Raw genomic sequence first — 19,109 nt, 5'->3', positions numbered from 1 at the left:
CACAATGGCGGGCACTTCCACCCGACGCGATTTCCGCATGCCGCATTTCGACCTTTCCGCACTGGCGCGCCACGGCCTGGTCACGACGGTGCTCTGCTGCCTCATCGCACTGGTGCTGGCGCTGGGGGGCCAGGGCGCCTGGGACGTGCAGTTGGCGTACGCCCTGTCGATCGGGCTGACCAGCTGGCTGGTCATCGACCTGGGCCGGCTGTGGCTGAGCCGGCACGCGGCCATTCCGTGGCCCGCGGGCTGGCGCGGCGGCGCCCTGGTGCTGGCCGGCATCGCCACCGGCATGGCCGTGGGCACGGCGCTGGGCAATGCCTACAGCGGCCGGCCCCTGGGCGGGCTGGACCTGTGGCAGCGCCACGGCGGCGCGGGCGCGCTGCTCATCACGGTGGCCGCCAGTGTCGGCATGTCGGTCTTTTTCTACCAGCGCGGCAAGTCGCAGCACCTGCAGGCGCAAATCGTCCAGGTGCAGCGCGACGCCGCCGAAGCCCGCCTCAAGCTGCTCGAAGCACAGCTGGAGCCGCACATGGTGTTCAACACCCTGGCCAATCTGCGCGCGCTGATCGCCACCGACCCCGTGCGTGCCCAGGACATGCTGGACCACCTGATCGACTACCTGCGCGCCACGCTCTCGGCTTCGCGCGTGCCGCTGCACCCGCTGGCCGAAGAATTCGAGCGCCTGCGCGACTACCTGGAGCTGATGGCCGTGCGCATGGGCGCGCGCCTGGCCTATGCGCTGGAGCTGCCCGACGATCTGCGCGCCGTGCCGGTGCCGCCGCTCCTGCTGCAGCCACTGGTCGAAAACGCGATCCGCCACGGGCTCGAACCCCAGGTGCAGGGCGGGCGCATCACCGTGCGCGCCAGCGTGATCTCTGGCGCGCCGCCCCGGCTGCGGCTGCAGGTGCAGGACAGCGGCGCGGGCCTTGGCCCACTCCCCGCACTCCCAGAGGCCCCGGGCCGCCACTTTGGCCTGGCCCAGGTGCGCGAACGCCTGGCCACGCTGCACGGCGCCGATGCCACTCTTGAATTGATAGCTGAAAGCGCAGGCGGGATCAACGCTACCATCACTTTTCCCTTGAAAACCTGAGCACATGAATACGCCCGCGCCGCGCGCCCTGATCGCCGAAGACGAACCGCTGCTGGCCGCGGCGCTGCAGCACGCACTGGCCCGGGCCTGGCCGGCGCTGCAGATCGCCGCCACCGTGGGCGACGGCCTGAGCGCCGTGCACACGGCGCTGGCGCTGCGCCCCGACGTGCTGTTCTTCGACATCCGCATGCCGGGCCTGAGCGGGCTGGACGCCGCAGCCGAACTGGCCGATGCCTGGCCCCAGGAACAGCCGTTTCCGGCGCTGGTCTTTGTCACCGCCTACGACCAGTACGCCGTGCAGGCGTTCGAAGCCCAGGCCGTCGACTACCTGCTCAAGCCCGTACAGGCGGCACGGCTGCAAAAAACAGTGCAAAAACTGCAGCAAACGCTTGCCCACAAAGCGCCTAAAGCTATGGATTTTGAAGCAACACTGGCCCAGCTGCGCCAGCTGCTTGCCGCCCCCGGCCTGGCGGGCATCGCCGCACCGCCCGCACCGCCGCTCACCGTGATCGCCGCCGGCCACGGCACGCAGATCCACATGGTGCCGGTCGATGACGTGCTGTACTTCGAGGCCGCCGACAAATACGTGCGCGTGCTCACCGCCGCGCACGAGTACCTGGTCCGCACGCCGCTCAAGGAGTTGGCCGCGCAGCTGCCGCCGCAGCAGTTCTGGCAGGTGCACCGCGGCACGCTGGTGCGCGCCAGCGCCATCGCCACCGTGGCGCGCGACGCCGCCGGCCGCCTGCAGCTAGCGCTGAAGGGGCGGCCGGAGCGGCTGACCGTGAGCCGCCTCTACGCCCACCTCTTCAAGGCGATGTAGGTCCCCCTGTCCGGGTCATTCGGCGGGCTCGGGCAGCGCAACCACCTCGGTCCACGGCACGCCGGGCAAGGTGCCGTAGTGCGCGACGACGATGGCGCGGCCCGGCTGCGCCGCGCTCGCTGCGAGCGCCTGGCACAGGTAGCGCACAGAAGGCTGGTCCAGCCCCGCCACCGGCTCATCGATCAGCGTGAGCGCCGCGCCCGAGGCCAGGGCCGCGGCCATCAGCACCTTGCGCTGGCTGCCGGCGGACAGCTGGTGCAGAGCCTTGTCCAGGTGCGGCTGCAGGCCCCAGCCCTGCACATGCGCGGCCAGCGCCGCGGCGTCCCAGGCGGCATGCTGCGCCGCCAGCTCGGCCCACCAGGCGCGCGCGCTCAGCGCATGCAGGGCGTCGGAGCGCGGGTCTTGCCAGAACACCTGGTGCCGGTAGGCCTGCGCCTGCGGGGCCACACGCACACCCCGCAGCACCCAGTGGCCCTGCTGGGCCGCCACCGCGCCGGCCAGCAGCCGCAGCAGCGTGGTCTTGCCGCTGCTGTCGCCGCCCTGCAGCAGCGTGGCGCCGCTGCGCACGCTCAGGCACCAGTCCGTGAAAAGTGCGCGCTGCGGATAGCCAAAGCACATGCCATCGACCTGCAGCACGGGGCTTGCCTTGTCCATGAAATCTCCTTCGTGTTGGAACGGCGGGGCACGCCCATTCCCGCCGGCGCGGGTTTGCAGGACAATGCCTGCCCGCCCCATCCCATCCCATCCCTCTCAGGCATGCCATGACCCTGCGCTACCTCGATTTTGACTACAGCGAAGACGGCGAAGGCACAGGCACCTGGGATGCCATGGCCTCGGTGCTGCCCGCGCAGCTGAACGACCTGCTGGCCGAGGTGGCCCAGGTGCTGGACTGGGCGCACCGCGATTTTGCCGGGCAGCGCGGCCCCATCGAGGAAGGCGCGGACTGGGACTACGACCTGCAGTGCGTGCAGGAGGTGGTGACGCCGCAGGAACTCAGCTACGACGAGGCCACGCGCCAGATCACGGCGCACTGCGGCGCTCCCGGCGCGCCACGCTACACGCTCACGCTCTCGCTGTGCGGCAGGAAGGTGTTTGGCGAGACCTTGCGCCAGCGGTTCGGCCTGGACTAGCCGCGGTCCACCGCTCACGCCGCGGGCAGCGGCGCCACGGCCGCGGCGCTGGGCGACGGCAGGGGTGCCCGCGCCACCACCACATGCAGGCTGTCGCCCCCGGTGTCGGCCAGCGACAGCCACGCGCCTTCGGCCAGGGGGAAGGCACCGCGCGCGCGCGCGCGCTCAAGTTCGGCCGTCGCGCTGGCGGCGCACACAATGAATTCGTGCACGCGCCCGTCGCGCCGCAGGGTCACGGCGACGCTGGGCCAATGCGAAGGCAGGCGGGGCACGAAGCCCACCTGGCCGGGACGCACGCGCAGGCCGCAGATCGACTCGACCGCCGCACGGTGCATCCACGCGGCCGAGCCCGTGTACCAGCTCCAGCCGCCGCGCCCCACATAGGGGGCATGGGTGTAGACATCGGCCGCCATCACATACGGCTCGATGCCATAGACCGGCCCCTGGCCCGGATCGGCCGAACGGTGTGCCGGGCTCAGCTGCGTGAAGGTGCGGTAGGCCCCGTCGGCATCGCCGAGCTGCGCCTGGGCCATCAGCTTCCAGACGCCGGCGTGCGAGTACTGGCCCCCGTTTTCGCGCACCCCGGGGGGATAGGCCTGGATGTAGCCGGCGTACGGTGTGGCGTGCTGCAGCGGCGGGTCGAGCAGGCGGTTGAGGCCATGCGCCTCGTCCACCAGCCAGCGCGCCGCCGACGCCATCGCGGTCTGCTGCTGCTCCGGCGTGGCGGCCCCCGACAGGACGCCCCAGGCCTGGGCGATAAGGTCGATGCGGCACTCGTGCGCGCGGTGCGTGCCCAGTGGCGTGCCATCGTCAAAAAACGCGCGTTGGAACCACTCGCCATCCCAGGCCCTGCCTTGCAACGCGGCCTGCCAGCCGCGCGCGGCGGCCTGCCAGCGCCGCGCGCGCTCGGGCTCGTTGCGCGCCAGCGCCACGGGCGCGAAGCCGCGCACGAGATCGCACAGGAACCAGCCCAGCCACACCGACTCTCCGCGCCCCTGATCGCCCACGCGGCTCATGCCGTCGTTCCAGTCGCCGCTGCCCATGAGCGGCAGGCCGTGGGCGCCGACCGCCAGGCTGCGGTCCAGCGTGCGCGCGCAGTGTTCGTACAGGCTGGCCGAGAGCGCGCTCACCTCGGGCACGAAGTAGGCGTCCTGCGCAGCAGCGGGCACCGGCGCGCCCTCGAGGAAAGGCACGGTCTCGTCGAGCACCGCAGCGTCGCCGGTCATGGCGACGTAGCGCAGCGCCGCATGCGGCAGCCACAGCAGGTCGTCGCTGCAGCGCGTGCGCACGCCAGCCCCCGTCGGCGCATGCCACCAGTGCTGTACATCGCCCTCGGCGAACTGCCGCGACGCCGCCAGCAGCAACTGCGCGCGCAGCATGCGCGGCGCCGCCACTGCCAGCGCCATCGTGTCCTGCAGCTGGTCGCGAAAGCCGAAGGCCCCGCCGGCCTGGTAGAAGCCCGCGCGCGCCCACAGGCGGCAGGCCACGGTCTGGTAGAGCAGCCAGCGGTTGGTCAGCGCGTCGAACAGCGCGTCGGGGGTGTGCACCGTCACGGCCCCCAGCAGTTCACTCCAGTGCGCGCTCACGGCGGCCTCGCGCTCGTCCGCCGTGTGCGCCAGGGCCTCGCGCGCCAGTGCCAGGGCGGCCTCGCGCGTGTCGCCATGGCCGAGCACGAACACGCACTCGCCCTGCGCGCCCCGGGGCAGCTGCAACGTGGTGGACGCGGCTGCGCACGGGTCCAGCCCGGTGCCCGCGCGCGCGCCGAAGTGGTCGGGCACGACGCGCTGGCCGCGGCTGTCGAACAGTTCGCGCCGGTCACACGTCCAGTCCACCAGCCGTGCATCGGCCGAACCCACGCGCTGCAGCGCAAAAAACGCAGTGCAGCCGCCAAACCCTGCGTGGCCGTCGCTTTGCGTGGCCAGCAGGACATCGGCGGCGGCGTCGCCCGCACGCGTGGCCGGCAGCGCTGCGCGTGCCGTGTGCACCGACTGCCGGTCCAGCCGCTGCGCGCCCATCACCCACTCGAGCATGCCGATGGCGCGAAGCTGCACAGGGCGCGCACCGCGGTTGCGCACCGCGATGCGCACCTGCTTGAGCGGGCGGTGGGCGTCCACGCACCAGCTGGCGAGCACCTCCACGTCGCCGCGCTGGTGGCGCAGCGTGGTGATGCCCTGGCCGTGCTCGACCGCATAGACGGTGTCGGCGCTGCCCGCGCCGGCGCCGACGTTCCAGACCTCGCGGCTGCGCAGGTCCTGCAGCCAGAAGCACTCGCCCCCGGGGTCGGTCACGGGGTCGTTGCTCCAGACGGTGAGCTGGTGCAGCCGGCTGTTGCCGGCCCAGCTGTAGCCTGCGCCCGCCTCGGACACCTGGGCGCCAAAACCCGGGTTGGCGAGCACATTGATCCACGGGCGCGCGGGGCGGCGCACGGGCGACACGTCAAAGCAGTAGTTGCCGCTCGCGCGGTCAAACCGCCCGGTCGGCGCGCCGCCGGACAGGGTGCCCAGGGCGACCGCGGGAAGAGCCACAGACTGCTCCATGCGCGCGTCCAGCGCCGCGTCGTGCCATTCGACCAGCTCGCGCACGTGGTGGGCGAGCGAGCGCCCGTCCGCATTCAGGCGCAGCCGCGCCAGCGCCGTGAACGTGGCCTGGTCGTCCGGGGTGACGTCGCTCGCATGCAGCACATGCAGGCCGCAAGCGCGCTCGGGCGCGGTGGAGCCGATCGCGTAGCGCTCGCGCAGCGCCTGCAGCTCCCGTTGCAAGGGCATCAGGTAGGACCAGGGTTCGGCATTGACGAGGATGAGGTCGCACGCCAGTCCACCCCATGACCACAGCCGCAGCGCCTGCACCAGGGAGCGCACCAGGCGCAGGCCATGCGTGGCGCTGATGTCGACCACGATGCACGGGCGGTCGCCCGAGATGCCATGGCGCCACAGCGTGCGCCGGTCGCAGCGCGGCGCCGCGCTGCCCGCGCCATACATCGGTGGCCGCGCGTGCAGCAGGGCGAGTGCGCTCGACAGGGTCTGGATGGCGCCACGGTCGTCGGCCGAAAGGGCCATTTCCCGCAGTCGCACGCTGGCAAACATGGCCGACATCAGTGCCGAGCGCTCGATGGCGGCCGGCTGGCGGTAGCGGTCCACCAGTGTCTCCAGCGCTTCGCGGCTGGCCGCGGCTGCCGTGGCCCAGGTGAGGCGCGCGCTGGAGTGGGCCGCCACTGTGATCTGCACCGACAGCGCGGCGATGGGGTCCAGGCCGGTGACGGCCGTGCCCGTCCCGCGCGCCGCTCCCTGCGCCAGAGGGTGGCCGGCGTCGCGGTTGCGGCCGAGCCAGCGGGCGCGATCGGTCTGCACCTGCACATGCGCCAGCGGATGGTCGCAATGGGCCATGAAATGCACCGCGTGCATGGGCTCCTGATGCTCGACATGGGGCTTGCGCGCCAGGTACAAAGCCAGGTCTTCGGCATCCCAGTCGGCCTGCACGAACAGGTTGGCAAACGCCGGGTGGGCTTCGTCGGCACGGGCCCCGAGCAGGGAGACCTCGAACATCGACAGCACCTCCAGCGTGATGGCCTGCGCGGTAGGGTTCCAGAGCTCGACGCGGCGCAGTTCGATGTCGTCCTCGGGGCTCACCCACACCGTGCAGCAGCTGCGCAGATCGGGCCACTGGGCATGCAGGCGCAGTTGATCGCTGTGGAACGAGGCGTGGTAGTGGGCGTGCGGATCGGGCGCCGGGTGCTGGCTCAGCGACACGGGCGCGCCCGGGGCGTCGGTCCCGTGCCGGCGCAGATAGAGGAAGCTGCCGTGGGCGTCGCGCAGCGCGTCGTCACGCCAGCGCGAGACGTCGGCCGCATTCCAGCGGCTCCAGCCCGCGCCATTGGCGCGCAGCGACACGCTGTAACGGCCGTTGGACAGCAACAGCGTCGGCTGCAGCGCCCCGTCACCGGGCACCACGTCGCGCGTGGCGCTGGGGCCGGATTCGCTGCGCAGGAGCGCACGCGGCAGGGGCTCGGGGTCCTGCAAGCGCGAGACTTCGCGCGGCACGCGCTCTTGCAGCAGTGCCCCGACGGCGCACAGCCGCGCCTCGCCCATGGCCCAGCGCCGGGGCGCAGCGTCCAGGAGCACATTGGCCAAGGCCACGAGGACCATGCCCTGGTGGTGGGCCATGTAGGTCTGCACGCGGGTGACGGCACTGCCGTCGAGTTGGCGCTCGGCCGTGAAGTCCAGCGCATCCATGAAACCCATTTCACTGCGTGCGTGCAGGCGTTCGAGCCGGCGCAGATTGGCCACCGCGGCGCCGGGCTCGTACATCGCGGCGAGTGCGCTCGCATACGGCGCCACCACCCGTTCGTCGGCCGGCGTGCGCCGCAGCGCCAGGCGCGGCACGCCCTGCGGCGCGTACTGGTAGGCCAAGGTGTGGTCGCTGGCGGCATAGGCCGACTCGGAAATGCCCCAGGGCATGCCGTGCACCTGTGCGAACGCACGCTGCTCGCGCACCGCCGAGCGCGCCGCGGTCTCCAGTACGCTGCCCGCGGGTTCGTCGATCACCAGGGCGGGCATGAGGTACTCGAACATCGAGCCCGACCACGAACGCAAACCCGCCCCCCAGCCCACGGCATAGAACGGCCGCCCCAGCGCACTCCAGTGGCTGGCCGGCACATCGCCTTTGGCAATGGCCCACAGGCTCGCCAAGCGCGACTCCGACGCCAGCAGGTCATAGAAACTCTCGTCGAGCTGCTCATCGGCCACGCGGTAGCCGATGTGGAACAGGCGCCGGCGCGGGTCGTAGAGAAAACCGAACTGCGCTGCCATGGCCAGGCCATGGCAGCGCGAGGCCAGCTGCTGCAGGCGCTGCCGGTGAATGCCCTCGCAGGCGGGCGCTGCAGCGCTGGCCATCTCGGTGCAGGCCCCGGCCAGCGCCAGCAGATGGCCGCAGAAGTTGCCGCTGTCCACGGTGGACACATAGCGCGGGTCCAGGGGCTCGAGCGTGTGCGTGCCATACCAGTTGAGGAAATGCCCGCGGTGGCGCGCCAGCAGCGCCAGCGTGGCCAGCGTGCGCTCGCAGCGCTCGAGCAGTTCCTCGGTGCCGATCCAGCCAAAGCGGCGCGCGCAGGCTACCGACAGCAGGTACATGCCGATGTTGGTCGGCGAAGTGCGCTGCGCCACCATGACGCGCGGCACCGTTTGCACGTTGTCGGGCGGCAGGTGGTGGGTCTGCGGCCCGACGTGGCGCACAAAGAATGTCCAGGTGTCGCGTGCCACACCCAGCAGGTACTCGCGGTCCGCCGTGCTGGGCGCCGGCGTGCGCCCTGCCTGCCAGGGCCGGCTGGCGCCCCAGATCCACAGCGGCGCCGCCGCCCACACAGCGCACAGGCCCAGCGCCAGCCACAGATGGGGCGCCGCCAGCGCCCACAGCAACGCGCCCAGTGCCGCAGCGGCCAGCGTGACCGGCGCATGGCGCAGGGCCAGCTGCGCCAGCTCCCCCTGGGCCGTGGCCTGCGCGCTGGCGGCCGTGGTCCATTGCAGCAGACCGCGCCGGCTGACCGCCATGCGCCACCATGCCGTGCCGATGGCGTGCGCCTGCTGCATGCCCTGCTGCAGCAGCACGGCCAGGCCCCACACCGTGCTTCCGAGCGCCCGGGCCACGTCGGCCAGGGCCTGGCGATAGAAATGCCCCAGGGCCAGGTCGTCGCGCCCCGGCGCCAGTCCAGCGATGGCCCCCAGCATGGGCCCAGCGCCATAGGCTGCGGCCACCAGGGCCAGTGCGCGCCACGGGGAAACCGCCCCAGTGGCCAAGCACGCCAGCACCAGTGTCCCGGACATCGGCGCCATCAGCGAGCGGCGCAGGTTGTCCACCATTTTCCAGCGGTGGATGGCGAGCAGGTCAAAGCGGCGCCGCTGCGCCAGCACCGGCCACAGCTGCCAGTCCCCGCGCGTCCAGCGGTGCACGCGCGACGCGGCCACATCGGCGTGCAGCGGCGCGTCTTCCATCAGCGTGATGTCGCTCACGCCAGCGCAGCGCGCCAGCGAACCCTCCAGCAGGTCGTGGCTGAGAATCTGCTCGGGCGGCAGGCGCGCCGACAGCACGGCCTGCATGGCGCCAACGTGCAGCAAGCCCTTGCCGGAGAAGCTGCCTTCGGCGAACAGGTCCTGGTAGACCTCGGACGTGGCCGCGCTGTACGGGTCCACGCCACACTGCCCGGCAAACAGCCAATGGAATGGCGTGGCGGTATGGGCGTTGGGCAGCGGCGTGGTGAGGCGCGGCTGCAGGATGCCGTATCCGGACGCCACGCGGCGGCGCGCCACATCGACGCGCGGGCGGTTGAGCGGGTGCGCCGCCACGCCGACGAGCGCGCGCAATGTCCCGGGCGGCAGGCCGGTGTCGCTGTCGAGCGTGACCACGTAGGGCGTGCCGGCCACCGGGCGGGAACGGGCCCCGAGGTCCACAAAGGGCGAGTGCCCCTGCGTGGCCAGCAGGCCGATGAGCTGCTCGAGCTTGCCGCGCTTGCGCTCCCAGCCGATCCAGCGCTGTTCGGTCTCGGACCACTGGCGCTCCCGGTGCAGCAGCAAGAAACGCCGCTGCGCGACCTGGCCTTCGGCATCGGTGTCGGCGTAACGCTGCTCCAGCGCGTCGACGGCGTCGATGGCCAACTGCAGCAGCGCGCCGTCCGACGGCAGGGCCGCAGCATCGGCATCGGCGTAGTCGCTCAACAGCGCAAACTGGGCATGGGGCTCGCAGTTGGCCAGGTAATGCAGTTCCAGCTGGCGCGCCAGCGCCGCGATGCCGCTGGCATGGGTCAGCATCGCGGGAACGACCACCAAGACCCGGTGCTGTGGCGGCACGCCCTGGGCCAGCGCCAGGCGCGGCAAGTGGCGCGGCGGCAGCGACTCGCTGATCAGCCGGTGGAGCACCGCAATCACGGTCTCGCTGGCGGGAAACAGGGCCAGCAATGCCAGCAGCGCCAGCCAGCCAGCGCCGGCCGCTGGCCGTGCCGAATGCCCGACGCACCACACCGCAAGCCCCACGCTGCCGGCTGCCGCAACGCCTAGATACGCCGGCACGATCGCGCGCCGCATCCGGGTCAGCCACTGGGCCTGCAACGCAGAGTCCAGGCCCAGCGCGCGCCGCAGTGCGGGCAGGCCCGGTCCCCGCAGCCAGTAGCCCGGCGCCTCGGTGGGTGCATCGCTGGGCTCGCCCCGAGGCATCGCGTCCGGAAGCGCGTGAGGCTTCATCAGGGCCAGCAGCGTTTGGGCCACCTCCAGCTCACTGTGCCCGCTGCGCCTTGCCAAGCGTTCAATGGCGTGCAGGCTCGTATCCTGGGTGTCGTCGCGCTCGGCGCAAAAGGTCGGTGAGCGCTGCAGTTGCCGCAAAAGCACGCTGGTGCGCGCAACCACGCTGCGCCAGTCGGTATTGCTCAGCAGGCGCAGCGAAGTGATGGCGTTGCGCACGCTCAGGTTGTCGGCGGCCTGCTCCGCATGCAGCTGGACCTGGGCATTGGCAGGCTCGGGCAATGCCTGGGCCAGCGCGTCGCGCACCTGCGCTGCCACTTCGGCCGAAACACCGTTCTTGCGCGGGTCCTGCCCACCCGCATCGAGGGCCAGGCGCTGCATGGCCTGCAGCACGAAAAGGCGGTCCACGCCGCGCTCGCGGAGGCTGTCGATCACCGGCTGCAGGCTGGCCGCAGCCTGGCTGCCATCGCTGCCCTGCAGCGTATCGCACCAGGCGTTGGCGCATGCGCGGGCGGCCTTGGCAGCGGCGACGCGCTCGGCGAGGCGGCGCAGGTTCTCGACCAGCACCACGCGCAAGGACGTCGGCAAGGCCCACAGCTCCCCCAGCGTCAGTTCGCGCGTTTCCTGGTAAGCCTTCAGGAAATGCACCAGCAGGTCCTCGTCAAAGGCGCTGTCGGTGTGCGCCGCGAACGCCCAGGCAACGCCATAGATCCGCGGCAGGCCTGCCAGGTGCGCCTCGACCAGCACCGGCAGGTCCCGAAAGTAGCGCTGTGGCAGGCCTTCGTGGATTTCCTTCGTCTGCGCCATGACCACGTAGAAGTTGTCCAGCAGCCATTCGCCCGCCGGATTCACGTGGTGGCCGGTGGCAGCCTGCTGGGCGATGAAGTCGTGCGCTTCGTGCAGGACACGCATGTTTTCGCGCATCCGGGGAAAGAACGGGGCCGCGCGGGCCCTCACACGGGCCTGGTGGGCCAAGGCCAGGCTGTGGCCATGCTGCGCGAAACGGGCTGCGCCAAAGATTTCGGCGCGTATGGGCGCCTCCACCGCCCCCCGGGCCGGATCCAACAAGGCCAGAGCCTGTGTTCCGGCAGAGGGAAGTTGCCGGGACAGGGGTGGCGGTTTCACTGACTGGAACGGATCAGAACAGGCACCACGCACTGGCCAGCGCCAGCACGGTGACCACGGTCAGCGTGGTCACGAAGCGCTGCGCCAAAAAGTGGTGGACGGATTCAGCTGCGCATGCGACGCGGTGCGAGAAACCGCTGCACTGCGCGCACTGGCGCAAATGCTCGGCCAACTGGGTGCGGCCCAAGCCCGAAAATGGGGGAAGGGATTTGGCTGACATGGTAGCTCCTCGGGGGAACAGGACAACGAAACAGCAACACCACCTGTGCCCATGAGTAGAGATGCTAGAAGGCCGCGGGCGGTGCGTCTGTCGGACAAGGCGCCAACCCGTAGAGAGACGGATCGACAGCCCCCACCCCCCAAAACGGTGCGTACAACGGTGCCGACGGCTGCTGTGCACGGGTGCGCCGGCCAAACACCCCGATGCAGGGCGAAGCTGTGCGCAGTCTGAAGCGCGGATCCCGATGCGCCGACGGGGTCTTCAGTGCGGCACATCCCCCGGTGTACCGACGGGTGCGCCGACGCCCCACCCCGACGCAGCGGATGCGGCGTGCGCCCCCTCGCGTTCGCTCTTGGCCTGTGCCACCGCCATGTCGCGCGGCAGGGCCACGCCGTTCTTCACGGCCAGCACCTCGGCCATGACGCTGACCGCGATCTCGGGCGGCGTCTTGCTGCCGATGTAGATGCCGATGGGGCCGCGCAGGCGCGCCAGGCTCTGCTCGGTCTGGCCGAAATGCGCGATCAGGCGCTCGCGCCGCGCGGCGTTGTTGCGCCGCGAGCCAATGCCGCCCACGTAGAACGCCTCGCTGCCCAGCGCTTCGAGCAGCGCCAGGTCGTCGAGCTTGGGGTCGTGCGTGAGCGCCACCACGCAGCTGCGCTGGTCGGGTTGGAAAGCGGTAACCACATCGTCTGGCATGTCGCTGAGCACCTGCGCGCCCGGCACGCTCCAGGCACCGCGGTATTCCGCGCGCGGATCGCACACGGTCACGGCAAAGCCGCAAAACAGCGCCATCGTGGCCAGGTACTCCGACATCTGGCCCGCGCCGATGATCAGCATGCGGTACCCGGGCCCAAAGGTGTTGGCGACCTGCGCCGCATCCATTTCGAGCGCAGCTGGCGCCTCGGCACGCGCCAGGATGGCGGCGCCGTCGGCCAGGCGAACGCTGCGCCGCACCATCTGGCCGGCGTCGAGCGCGCTCACCAGCTCGGCCAGACTGGCAGGGTCGGGGTCAAATTCGAGCAGCAGCTCCAGCGTGCCGCCACAGGGCAGGCCAAAGCGGTGCGCTTCGTCGGCGGTGACGCCGTACTTGGCAAACGCCGGCGGGCCGCTGGGCAGGACGTGCCCAGCGCCGCCCTCTGCCTGCCCGGAGCCTGCATAGGCGCGGGTGTAGCGGTCGACCAGGTCGTCTTCAATGCAGCCGCCCGACACCGAGCCCACCACGGCACCGGTCTCGCACAGCGCCATGATCGAGCCCTCGGGCCGCGGCGAAGAGCCCCAGGTGCGCACCACCGTGGCCAGCAGCGCACGCTGGCCGGCAGCGCGCCAGCCCTGCAGCGTGCGCAGCACCATGGCATCGAGGTTTTCCATGCCCAAGCCTCCTTTGAACCGGTTCAGGCCATCCACACAAGGGCGGCCAGCACCAGGACGATCAGCACGGCCAGCCAAGCCCAGGCCGGAATGCCAGTAGCAGTCCTGGTAGCGTGCGTTTGCGGCAGCGGTGCGCCGGACGGCTGGGCCTCGGCACCGCCCTGCGGTGTGGGCACGGCGCGCGGGTGGCGGCGCTGCATTTCAGCGCCAAAGCGCTGAAAGAAATCTTCCGCCAGACCCTTGGCCGCGCCGTCGATCAGGCGCTGGCCCAACTGCGCGATCTTGCCGCCCACGGTGGCGTGCACGCTGTAGTGCAGTTCGCAGCACTCCTGGCCCAGGGCATCGGGGGGCACCGGCGCCAGCCGCACCTGGGCCTGGCCCTTGCCGAAACCCGCCACACCACCCTGGCCATCGAAGGACAGGCAGTAGCTCTGCGGCGGCACGATGTCGCTGAGCGTGATCTTGCCGGCGAACTTGGCCGAGACCGGGCCGATCTTGAGCGCCATGCCCATGGCGTACTGGCCCTCGCCGCTGGTATCGAGCCTGTCGCAGCCGGGAATGCAGGCCTTGAGCACTCCGGGGTCGTTGAGCGCATCCCAGGCCTGCTGCTGGCTCACGGGAAGGGTGCGGCTGGCTTGCATTTCCATGGGGCTTCCTTTTTGGGGGGTTCTACCGTGCCCGCGCCGGCGCATGCAGCACCTGCGCCAGGCTGGCCGCCAGCTGCTGCAGGTTTTGCAGGTTGTGCACCGCGAGCATGGCGTCGGCCGCGCGGTGCAGCTCGGCAGCGCCGCGTGCACGGGGTTCATAGCCGCCAAAGCGCAGCAATGGGTTGAGCCACACCAGGCGCGCGCAGTGGCGCCGCAGCCAGGCCAGCTCCTGCGCCAGCGCCTGCGGCTCGCCCGTGTCCAGCCCGTCGCTGACCAGCAGCACCAGCGTGCGCCGGCCGACCAGGCGCCGCGCATGGCGCTGGCGCAGCTGCGCGAGCGCGGCCGCCAGCCGCGTGCCGCCGGCAAAGTCGGGGATGGACCGGCTGGCCAGCGCGAGCATGGTGTCAGGGTCGGCATGGTCAAACGCCGGCGTGAGGTCGGTCAGCAGGGTGCCAAAGGCAAACACGTCGCGCCGCCCGGCGCCCGAGCCCGGCGCAGTGGCGGCGTGCAAGAAGGCCAGCAACAGGCGGGTGTAGCGCTCCATCGAACCCGACACGTCGAGCAGCACCAGAAGCGGCAGCGGCTGGCTCTGGCGCGCCAGGCGCGGCAGCTGCACGAGTTCACCGCCGGTGCGCGCAGCACGTTGCATCGCCAGTGGCCAGTCGGCGCGGGCGCCGCGGGGGCCGCGCTGGGTGCGGCGCGCGGCGTAGCGCGGCAGCGGCAGGGGCACGCGCTGCGCCAGGCGCTGCACCAGCAGGTATTCGCTGGCCGAGAGCTGGTTGAAGTCGGCTGCCTTGAGGCGTTCGCGTTCGCTGGCCGTCATGGCGGCGTCGAAATCGACCTTGTCGTCTTCGCGCGCTGCTGCAGCACGCGCTGCGCGCACCGGTGCCAGCGCTTCGGCCACGCGCGGGCGGCGCTTGGCGGGCTCGGCCCGGCTCTCGGCACTGGGCAGCATCTGCGCAAGCAGCTTTTGCGCCACATTGGGGTTGCGAAAGTAGCTGTCGAACAGCTCGCGGAACACCAGCCGGTCCTGCTCGCGCCCCACCAGCACGGCCTCGAGTGCGGCACCGAAATCGGCACGCGCCAGTCCCACCAGCATCGCGGCTTCCTGCGCCAGCGCGATTCGCGTGGCGTCCGCGGGCACGCCGGCGCGGCGCAGCGCGCGCGCAAACCCGGCGAGGTTGTCGGCGAACTTGCCGCGCCGTGCGTCGCCCAGTGGGCTGACCCCGCCCGGCACGTTCAACGGCAAGTGCGCGGCGGCCGGCATGTCAGTCGGGGGCGAGGAGCTGCGCCGCCATGTCCGGCGTCAGGGCCGCCACGTCTTCGCGCTGCTTGAACAGGATGCCCGCGGTGTCCTGCACCACTTCGGGATCGACCACCAGGGTGTCGAGCGCCACCAGCGCCTTGGCCCACTCCACCGCTTCGGCAATGCCGGGCGCGCGCTGGAAGGCGTTGGCAAAAGGCTGGCTGCGCAGGCGGGCGACGAAGTCGGCCACCTGTTCCGACAGGCGCGCGCTGGCGCCCGGCACCTGGGCGCGCACGATGGCGAGTTCGCGCTCGCGGTCCGGGTAGTCGAGCCAGTGGTACAGACAGCGGCGCTTGACGGCATCGTGCAGATCGCGCGTGCGGTTGCTGGTGAGCAGCGTGACCGGCGGTGCCTGGGCGCGCACCGTGCCGAGTTCGGGAATGCTGACCTGGTATTCGCCAAGGTATTCGAGCAAAAACGCCTCGAAGGGCTCGTCGGCACGGTCGATTTCGTCCACCAGCAGCAGGGCGCCGGGCGCCGGCGTGCGCAGGGCCTGGAGCAGCGGGCGGCTGAGCAGATAGCGCTCTTGGTAGATTTCGCGCTCGATGCGTTCGGCATCCAGTGCGCCCTGCCCTTCCGCGGCGCGCATGTGCAACAGCTGCGCGGCGTAGTTCCATTCGTACAAGGCTTCGCGCTGCTCCAGGCCGTCGTAGCACTGCAGGCGGATCAGGGGGCGGCCCAGGGCGCGCGCCAGCGCCTGTGCCAGCGCGGTCTTGCCCACGCCGGGCTCGCCTTCGAGCAGCAGCGGGCGCTGCAGCGCCAGCGCCAGCCAGGCGGCGGTCGCCAGGCGGCGGTCGGCAAAGTAGCCCTGGGCCTGCAGCGCCTGCGCAAGCGCATCGATGGTTGCGGGTGCCAGGGGCCGTGGGTCTGCATTCATTTGCTACATTTTCTATAGCCAACAGCGCTTACTGGGAAAGCGCTTGCGCCTGTTTTGAATCAAAATGTGCACTGCCGGCAGCGTCAACCCAGCATGTGCGCCACGGCGCGCTGCGCCAGCGCGCTGATGAGCTGCGCGCGGTACGCCGGGCTGGCGTGGATGTCGTTGCCCAGCTCGGCGTGGTCGACACGCACGGCAGCGGCCGATTCGGGCGTGAAGCTCTGGTTCAGCGCGGCTTCGAGTGCCGCCTGGCGAAACACGCTGCTGGCGGCGCCGGTGACCGCGACGCGCACCCCGGCCTGCGTCTGCGCCACGAACACGCCCACCAGCGCAAAGCGCGACGCGCCCTGGCGGAACTTGATGTAGGCGGCCCGCTGCGGAATCGGGAAGCGCACGGCCGTGATCAGCTCGCCCTCTTCCAGCGCCGTGGTGTACATGCCCACGAAGAAGTCGTCGGCGGCGATGTCCCGGCGCTGGGTGACCACCGTGGCGCCCAACGCCAGCACCGCGCTGGGGTAGCAGGCGGCCGGGTCGTTGTTGGCCAGCGAGCCGCCCAGCGTGCCGCGCGCGCGCACCTGCCGATCGCCGATGTGCTCGGCCTGGTCGGCCAGCGCGGGAATGGCGGCCCGCACCTCGGCGCTGTCGGCCACCGCCTGGTGGCATGCCATGGCGCCGATGACGAGCTGGTCGCCGTCGCGGTGGATGCGGTCCAGGCCCGGGATACGGCCCAGGTCGACCAATTGGCCGGGGTTGGCCAGGCGCAGGCGCAGCGCGGGCAGCAGGCTTTGCCCGCCGGCAATGGGGCGCGCGCCGGCTGCGGCTTGCGCAGCCGCAGCGTCCAGCGTGGCCGGGGCGTCGTAGGTGAAGGCGTACATGCTGGAATCTCCTTAGACCTGTGCGTTCTGGATGGCCTGCCACACACGGTGCGGCGTCGCGGGCATGTCGAAATCCTTCACGCCCAGGGGCGCCAGCGCGTCGAGCACGGCGTTGATGACCGCAGGCGGCGAGCCAATCGCCCCGGCTTCGCCGCAGCCCTTGGTGCCCAGCGGGTTGTGCGTGCACGGCGTGCAGACATGGCCCAGCGTGAACTGCGGGACGTCGCCCGCGCGCGGCAGCGCATAGTCCATGAAACTGCCCGTGAGCAGCTGCCCGGTTTCGCGGTCGTAGACGCAGTTCTCCATCAGCGCCTGGCCAATGCCCTGCGCCAGCCCGCCGTGCACCTGACCTTCGACGATCATGGGGTTGATGATGGTGCCGAAGTCGTCCACGGCGGTGAAGCGGTCCACGCGCACCACGCCGGTTTGCGGGTCCACCTCGACCTCGCAGATGTAGGTGCCTGCCGGGAAGGTGAAGTTGGTCGGGTCGTAGAACGCCGTTTCGTTCAGGCCGGGCTCGAGCTTGTCGAGCGGGTAGTTGTGCGGCACGTAGGCGGTGAGCGCGATCTGCGCGAACGGGATCTTCTTGTCCGTTCCCTTCACGGTGAATTCGCCGCCCGCAAAGTCGATGTCGGCATCGCTGGCTTCCATCAGGTGCGCGGCGATCTTTTTCGCCTTGGCCTCGATCTTGTCGAGCGCTTTCATGATGGCCGCGCCGCCGACGCTGATCGAGCGCGAGCCATAGGTGCCCATGCCGAAGGGCACGCGCCCGGTGTCGCCGTGGACGATGTCGACGTTTTCCACGGGAATCCCCAGGCGCGCGGCCACCACCTGTGCAAAAGTCGTCTCGTGCCCCTGGCCGTGGCTGTGCGAACCCGTGAACACCGTGACGCTGCCGGTTGGGTGCACGCGCACTTCGCCGCATTCAAACAGGCCGGCGCGCGCGCCCAGCGCCCCGGCGATGTTCGAGGGCGCAATGCCGCAGGCTTCGATGTACGACGAGTAGCCGATGCCGCGCCGCAGGCCCCTGGCTTCGCTGGCCGCGCGGCGCGCCTCGAACCCCGCGACATCGGCGAGTTCCTGCGACTGCGCCATGCAGGCTTGGTAGTCGCCAACGTCGTACTGCAGCGCCACCGGCGTCTGGTAGGGAAAGCTGGTGATGAAGTTGCGCTTGCGGATCTCGTCCTGCGTGAGTCCCAACTCCCAGGCGCAGCGCGACACCAGGCGCTCGAGCAGATAGGTGGCTTCGGGCCGGCCCGCCCCCCGGTACGCATCGACCGGCGTGGTGTTGGTGAACCAGGTATCCACCTCCACGTACACCTGCGGCGTGCTGTATTGGCCCGCCAGCAGCGTGGCGTAGAGGATGGTGGGCACGGCGCTGGCAAAGGTGCTGAGGTAGGCGCCCAGGTTGGCATCGGTGTGCACCCGCAGAGCCAGGAACTTGCCCTGCGCATCCATGGCCATTTCGGCATGGCTCACATGGTCGCGCCCGTGCGCATCGGTCAGGAAGGCCTCGCTGCGCTCGGCCACCCATTTGATGTTGCGGTTGAGTTTTTTCGACGCCCAGGTCAGGCACACGTCTTCGGCGTACAGAAAGATCTTGGAGCCAAAGCCGCCGCCCACATCGGGCGCTATCACGCGCACCTTGTGTTCGGGCAGCCCCAGCACGAAGGCCGTCATGAGCAGGCGTTCGACGTGCGGGTTCTGGTTGCTGACGTACAGCGTGTATTCGCCGTTCGCCCTGCTGTACGAGCCAATGGCGGCGCGCGGTTCGATGGCGTTGGGGATCAGCCGGTTGTTGACCAGGTCGAGCTGCGTGACGTGCGCAGCGTTGGCAAACACCGCCTCGACGGCGACCTTGTCGCCCAGGGCCCATTTGAAGCAGTGGTTGTCTTCGGCGATGTCGTGCACGACCGCCCCCGCCACGGCGCCCGCGGCCGCATCGGCCACGTTGACGACCGCCGGCAGCACCTCGTAATCGACTTCGACGCGCTCGGCGGCATCGCGCGCCTGTTGCAGCGTCTCGGCCACCACCATGGCGACCTGGTCGCCCACGTGGCGCACCTTGCCCTGCGCCAAGATGGGGTGCGGAGGCTCCTTCATGGGCTCGCCATTGGTGCTGGTGATCAGCCAGCCGCACGGCAGACCGTTGATGTGGTCGGCCGCCACGTCGGCACCGGTGAACACGCCCAGCACACCGGGCAGTGCCTTGGCGGCCTCGGTGTGGACGCTGTTGACCCTGGCATGCGCGTGCGGCGAGCGCACGAACACGGCAAAGCTCTGCGCCGCCAGCACCACGTCGTCGGTGTACTGGCCGGCGCCCGTGAGAAAGCGGTAGTCCTCCTTGCGGCGGACCGGTTCGCCGATGTGCGGCAGCTTGGAAAAGTCGGATGCACCCATGGTTGTGTCTCCCTGTACGGCCTGC

12 protein-coding genes are annotated in these 19,109 nt (G+C 70.7%); 3 read left to right on the top strand and 9 right to left on the bottom strand.

Annotated elements, in window-relative coordinates:
• Nucleotides 1-37: 37 nt before the first annotated feature.
• Both B2J86_RS12505 and B2J86_RS12500 read left to right on the top strand, forming a co-directional pair.
• Nucleotides 38-1,093 (top strand): sensor histidine kinase, encoded by a 1,056-nt coding sequence (locus tag B2J86_RS12505; RefSeq protein ID WP_173025762.1) that lies wholly within the window; start codon nt 38-40, stop codon nt 1,091-1,093.
• A gap of 4 nt (nt 1,094-1,097) precedes the next feature.
• A complete protein-coding gene (locus B2J86_RS12500) occupies nt 1,098-1,913 on the top strand; it encodes a LytTR family DNA-binding domain-containing protein (RefSeq protein ID WP_169634064.1) in 816 nt (271 codons plus the stop codon).
• Between the two features lie 15 nt (nt 1,914-1,928).
• On the opposite strand, the gene B2J86_RS12495 is transcribed toward B2J86_RS12500, so the two are convergent.
• Complete coding sequence (locus tag B2J86_RS12495) at nt 1,929-2,567, bottom strand: ATP-binding cassette domain-containing protein (protein WP_173025761.1); 639 nt, start codon at nt 2,565-2,567, stop codon at nt 1,929-1,931.
• Between the two features lie 107 nt (nt 2,568-2,674).
• On the opposite strand from B2J86_RS12495, the gene B2J86_RS12490 reads away from it, so the two are divergent.
• Nucleotides 2,675-3,043 carry a hypothetical protein gene (locus tag B2J86_RS12490; RefSeq protein WP_169168209.1) on the top strand — a complete coding sequence of 123 codons (369 nt, stop codon included), beginning with the start codon at nt 2,675-2,677 and terminating at the stop codon, nt 3,041-3,043.
• Between the two features lie 14 nt (nt 3,044-3,057).
• Here B2J86_RS12490 and B2J86_RS12485 read toward each other — a convergent pair whose 3' ends face one another.
• The 8 genes from B2J86_RS12485 to B2J86_RS12450 all read right to left on the bottom strand — a co-directional run bounded on the left by B2J86_RS12485 (nt 3,058) and on the right by B2J86_RS12450 (nt 19,084).
• Nucleotides 3,058-11,178: a GH36-type glycosyl hydrolase domain-containing protein gene (locus tag B2J86_RS12485; RefSeq protein ID WP_173025760.1), complete on the bottom strand. Its 8,121-nt coding sequence runs from the start codon at nt 11,176-11,178 to the stop codon at nt 3,058-3,060.
• A 226-nt stretch (nt 11,179-11,404) separates the two neighbouring features.
• On the bottom strand, nt 11,405-11,611 hold the full coding sequence (locus B2J86_RS12480; RefSeq protein ID WP_169168207.1) for a hypothetical protein: 207 nt from the start codon (nt 11,609-11,611) through the stop codon (nt 11,405-11,407).
• A gap of 261 nt (nt 11,612-11,872) precedes the next feature.
• Nucleotides 11,873-12,979: an XdhC family protein gene (locus tag B2J86_RS12475; RefSeq protein WP_173025759.1), complete on the bottom strand. Its 1,107-nt coding sequence runs from the start codon at nt 12,977-12,979 to the stop codon at nt 11,873-11,875.
• A gap of 23 nt (nt 12,980-13,002) precedes the next feature.
• The gene (locus B2J86_RS12470; protein ID WP_173025758.1) at nt 13,003-13,626 is read right to left on the bottom strand and encodes a CoxG family protein; all 624 of its coding nucleotides are present in this window, start codon (nt 13,624-13,626) and stop codon (nt 13,003-13,005) included.
• Nucleotides 13,627-13,648: 22 nt separating this feature from the next.
• Nucleotides 13,649-14,893, bottom strand: coding sequence for a VWA domain-containing protein (locus B2J86_RS12465; protein ID WP_173025757.1), 1,245 nt, complete (start codon nt 14,891-14,893; stop codon nt 13,649-13,651).
• 1 nt (nt 14,894) lies between these two features.
• Complete coding sequence (locus B2J86_RS12460; protein ID WP_173025756.1) at nt 14,895-15,809, bottom strand: MoxR family ATPase; 915 nt, start codon at nt 15,807-15,809, stop codon at nt 14,895-14,897.
• A gap of 83 nt (nt 15,810-15,892) precedes the next feature.
• Nucleotides 15,893-16,684, bottom strand: a complete 792-nt coding sequence (locus tag B2J86_RS12455) for a xanthine dehydrogenase family protein subunit M (protein WP_173025755.1) — start codon at nt 16,682-16,684, stop codon at nt 15,893-15,895.
• A gap of 12 nt (nt 16,685-16,696) precedes the next feature.
• The gene (locus B2J86_RS12450) at nt 16,697-19,084 is read right to left on the bottom strand and encodes a xanthine dehydrogenase family protein molybdopterin-binding subunit (protein WP_173025754.1); all 2,388 of its coding nucleotides are present in this window, start codon (nt 19,082-19,084) and stop codon (nt 16,697-16,699) included.
• Nucleotides 19,085-19,109 lie beyond the last annotated feature (25 nt).

The organism is Acidovorax sp. SRB_14 (assembly GCF_012932145.1).
GTDB lineage: Bacteria > Pseudomonadota > Gammaproteobacteria > Burkholderiales > Burkholderiaceae_C > Simplicispira.
This window is presented reverse-complemented; position numbering and strand designations above follow the sequence as displayed.

Coding starts and splice junctions, on each gene's coding strand:
- B2J86_RS12480 (WP_169168207.1), bottom strand. CDS start 11,611: ATGTCAGCCAAATCCCTTCCCCCATTTTCGGGCTTGGGCCGCACCCAG.
- B2J86_RS12470 (WP_173025758.1), bottom strand. CDS start 13,626: ATGGAAATGCAAGCCAGCCGCACCCTTCCCGTGAGCCAGCAGCAGGCC.
- B2J86_RS12450 (WP_173025754.1), bottom strand. CDS start 19,084: ATGGGTGCATCCGACTTTTCCAAGCTGCCGCACATCGGCGAACCGGTC.
- B2J86_RS12495 (WP_173025761.1), bottom strand. CDS start 2,567: ATGGACAAGGCAAGCCCCGTGCTGCAGGTCGATGGCATGTGCTTTGGC.
- B2J86_RS12475 (WP_173025759.1), bottom strand. CDS start 12,979: ATGGAAAACCTCGATGCCATGGTGCTGCGCACGCTGCAGGGCTGGCGC.
- B2J86_RS12500 (WP_169634064.1), top strand. CDS start 1,098: ATGAATACGCCCGCGCCGCGCGCCCTGATCGCCGAAGACGAACCGCTG.
- B2J86_RS12465 (WP_173025757.1), bottom strand. CDS start 14,893: ATGCCGGCCGCCGCGCACTTGCCGTTGAACGTGCCGGGCGGGGTCAGC.
- B2J86_RS12505 (WP_173025762.1), top strand. CDS start 38: ATGCCGCATTTCGACCTTTCCGCACTGGCGCGCCACGGCCTGGTCACG.
- B2J86_RS12485 (WP_173025760.1), bottom strand. CDS start 11,178: ATGCGTGTCCTGCACGAAGCGCACGACTTCATCGCCCAGCAGGCTGCC.
- B2J86_RS12490 (WP_169168209.1), top strand. CDS start 2,675: ATGACCCTGCGCTACCTCGATTTTGACTACAGCGAAGACGGCGAAGGC.
- B2J86_RS12455 (WP_173025755.1), bottom strand. CDS start 16,684: ATGTACGCCTTCACCTACGACGCCCCGGCCACGCTGGACGCTGCGGCT.
- B2J86_RS12460 (WP_173025756.1), bottom strand. CDS start 15,809: ATGAATGCAGACCCACGGCCCCTGGCACCCGCAACCATCGATGCGCTT.